The sequence below is a fragment of the Methylobacterium sp. B1 genome (genome assembly GCF_000333255.1).
Classification (GTDB): Bacteria; Pseudomonadota; Alphaproteobacteria; order Rhizobiales; family Beijerinckiaceae; genus Methylobacterium; species Methylobacterium fujisawaense.
Genome location: NZ_BACT01000582.1, coordinates 1 through 3,131 on the forward strand (window position 1 = coordinate 1; position 3,131 = coordinate 3,131).

The following is a 3,131-nucleotide window of genomic DNA, read 5'->3' on the forward strand; positions in this document are numbered from 1 at the left end:
TGCGCGGTCCAGGCATCCGCGCTGCGGGCAGTGTGGATCAGCCGATCCATGACGCCGCGATAGAGGGTGTAGAGCCCCCCGAGCGGCGCGAGACCGCCGTCATAGAACTGCAGATAGACGTAGCAGTCTCGGCCCTTCACCTCCGTCCGAGCGTTCACGACGTCGTTGGCGATCTCCGGCCCGACACCCGAGAGGGTGAAGGTCACCACCGGGGCGATGCCGCCGACCGCGCCCTCGATGTCCGACACCGAACCGAGGCTGCCCATGCCCTGCCAGTCGAAGCCGCCGGCCCGTAGGGTCCCGAAGCCGGCGTGGACTCGCTGCGGGCTGGTCCGGAAGTCGAAAAACGCCAGGATCTCGGCGGCGATCAGGTCACCGCGGAGTGCGGCCGCGCCAGCGGCATCGAAGAGGCTCACAGGTCACCGCCCCGTGCTGTAGCGCCGGTTCGCGACAGCGGTGCGCGCCGCGAGGCTCCGGTTCAGCCCCTGATCGTAGGCGGCAAGGCGGGCTGTGATCTGCTCGGCGACGCCCATCTGCGCCCCGCGGGCGTCGATGTTGTACGATCGGCTCTGATCGATCGACTGCGGGCCGCCACCGGCACCACCCGCCGCGATCGGGATCACCTTGCCGTCAGCGTTCGGCACGAACAGCTCGCGGCCCATCTCGCCGACGGTGACCGGCTGCCCGGCCGACACCGGGCCGCCGTTCGCCCGGAACAGGCTCGCGATGCCGTCAAGAATACTGCCGGACGGCAGGCTCGGCCCCTGCGCGCCCGGCAGTGGCGAACCGGCTGAGCCACCACCGCGCAGCGCGTTCCCGAAAACGCTACCGAGGAGACCGCCGGTCGCGTTGCTTCCGGCGCTGGCCAGCGGCGCGGTCCCGAGCAGCCCGGCGAGCGGGCCGGTGCCGGTCAGCAAGCCGGTGAGCACCGAGCGCTCAAGTTGCTTCGTGATGTCTGCCAGCACTGAGCCGAAGGACTTGCCGTTGATGATGGCGTCGGCCAGGCCGTTTGAGGCCGTCTCGGCGAAGTACCGGGCTGCGTCCGCGGTCTGCCGCAGTGCCTGCTGGGCGTTCTCGGTGGCATCCTTGTACTTCTGCATGGCCTCGGCCGCGGCGAGCACGCGGGAGCGCTCGTCGTCGTCCAGGGCCGGATCCTTCCGGTTGCCCTTCTTCACCTCCTCGCGCGCCGCCGCCTCGGCCTTGGCAAGCGCCACCGCCTTTTCGCGCTCGACGTTCGTCTTGCCGACGTTGTCGAGCTCGGCCTTCGCGGTGTCGCGAGCCTTCTCGAGCTGGTGGATCAGCGTCTCGACTGCATCGAGGCTCTCGGAGCCGGATCGCTCACGCCCACGCGGGGTGTGCAGCGACGGCAGCACGGCGGACCGGTCCGGCCCCTTCGGGCGCACCTTCACCGTGAGCGGCGCGGGCGGCCCCTGCACGTCCGGCTCGATCACGCCCGTGGCCTTGCCGACCTCTTGGAGGAAGGTCAGCGGGTTGCCTGCGGTGATGATCTTGCCGATGCCCGGGATCGAACCGACGAGGTCGCGGACCTTGCCCACCACGCCGCTGATCGTCTGGTAGAGGTTCGCTGCGATCTGCACGACGCGGGCGATCACCGCCTCGACGTTCAGGAATGCCTGATAGGTGTCGAGCACCGCGTTCGAGATGTCGCGCTGAATCGGCGCCAGGGCGTTCGCGAAGGTGTCGGCGATGTCCTTGGCCTTGGCGTCGAGCTGGTTGGCCCGCTCGACTTCGTCAGCACCGACGATGCGCACGCCGGCCACCGTCGTCGAGGTGCTGTTCAGCGTGTCGCGCAACTGGTTGGTCAGGTCGACGCCGCTGCGGAGTTGGCGCTCGAAGTCGGCACCGAAAAATTTGCCGGCGAGGTCGAACGCTGCGACGTCGCGCTGGCTCGATCGCAGCTGGTCGATGAGATCGAGGATCGCCCGGATCTTGGCTTCCTGGCTGCCGGCGCTGTCGAACGTGGCCTTGTCTGCCGCCGTCAGGTTCCCGGCCCGGACGTTCTGCGTGAGGCGCCCGTCGATCGCCGAGGTGTTCGACCCGTCCTTGCCCTCGCCGATCCGGATCTCGCTGGCCTCGCGCGCGTGCTGGAGCGCGGCAACGACCTGCTCGACCTTCAAGCCGAACTTGTCCGCGCCGAGCGTGGCGCGCTGGAAAAAGTCCGTGCCGACGCCGACGCGCTCGGCGTCCTTGCCGATCTGCACGTACTCCTGGATGTGCTTGCGCGCCGCCTCGATGGATGCAGCCACGCTGTCGAAGACGAGCTTCGCGGCCTGGAAACCGAGAAAGGCCGCCAGCAGCGTCTGGAGCGAGGGGATCTGCGCGGCCACGCCCGCGATGGTGCTGGTGGTGGCCGTGAGGCTGGCGCGAACGCCGGCCCCGGCCGTCTCCGAGGCGGCGGCCGCACCAGTGAAGGCGCGGACAACGCCCTCCAGCGTGGCCCGGTCCGCAGTCGCGGCGTTTGCCGTAGCCGTCGAGATATTGCGGACGTCGCGCCCAACAGCGGACGCCGCACGCTGGGCGTTGTTCGCCAGACCCTGCAGGGCCGCGCCGAAGCCGTTGCTGTTCGCCGCACCGCCGGACATGGCCACGCCGATCGAGGTCATGTTGCCCACGATCTGGCCGGCCAGCGTCGCCATCGCGCTCTGGGCGCGCGAGGTGTCCGCGGCAAACGATATGACAAGCGGTTCGGCCAAGGCGGCGATCCTGCTGTGATCAGGCGGTCAGGCGCGGCCCGCGGCCATCTCTTCGGCTAGCACGTCGAGGAACTCTTCCTCTGTGCTGCCCTCTTCCGGCGGGCTATTGGCGGCGATGAAGGACTCGATGACGACGTGCCACTCGGCCAGCGTCATCCGGCGGACTTCCTCCGGCGAGAACCCCGCGACCGCCCCGGCGCCGATGAAGACCGAGAGGTCGCCGGGTCGGCTTCGCTCTCCCCCTCGGTCTCGGCTTTTCCCTTGGGGACACCGTTGACCGCCGCCGCCACGATCTGGCCGGCCAGCGATAGGTAGTCCATCAGCGGCTCGTCCTGGTAACGGAGCACCAGCGCCGAGGCCGAGATGCTGCTCATGCCGCCGCCTTCGAGGCCCAGGCGGATCGTGTCCCAGCCTCGC

3 protein-coding genes and 1 pseudogene are annotated in these 3,131 nt (G+C 69.5%); all 4 read right to left on the bottom strand.

Going from position 1 to position 3,131, the window contains the following annotated elements:
• A partial coding sequence (locus I53_RS17135; protein WP_043352768.1) for a hypothetical protein occupies positions 1-416 on the bottom strand: 416 nt, incomplete at its 3' end.
• Between the two features lie 3 nt (positions 417-419).
• Positions 420-2,714, bottom strand: coding sequence for a hypothetical protein (locus I53_RS17140; protein WP_043352770.1), 2,295 nt, complete (start codon positions 2,712-2,714; stop codon positions 420-422).
• A gap of 27 nt (positions 2,715-2,741) precedes the next feature.
• Positions 2,742-2,870, bottom strand: coding sequence for a hypothetical protein (locus I53_RS35760; RefSeq protein WP_286009587.1), 129 nt, complete (start codon positions 2,868-2,870; stop codon positions 2,742-2,744).
• Positions 2,867-3,131, bottom strand: a pseudogene (locus I53_RS17145) (GTA-gp10 family protein); the annotation flags it as partial. The gene I53_RS35760 and the pseudogene I53_RS17145, both read right to left, overlap by 4 nt.

Excerpts from the sequence above, each read along its gene's own strand:
- I53_RS35760 (WP_286009587.1), bottom strand. The coding sequence starts at position 2,870 with ATGACGCTGGCCGAGTGGCACGTCGTCATCGAGTCCTTCATCGCCGCC.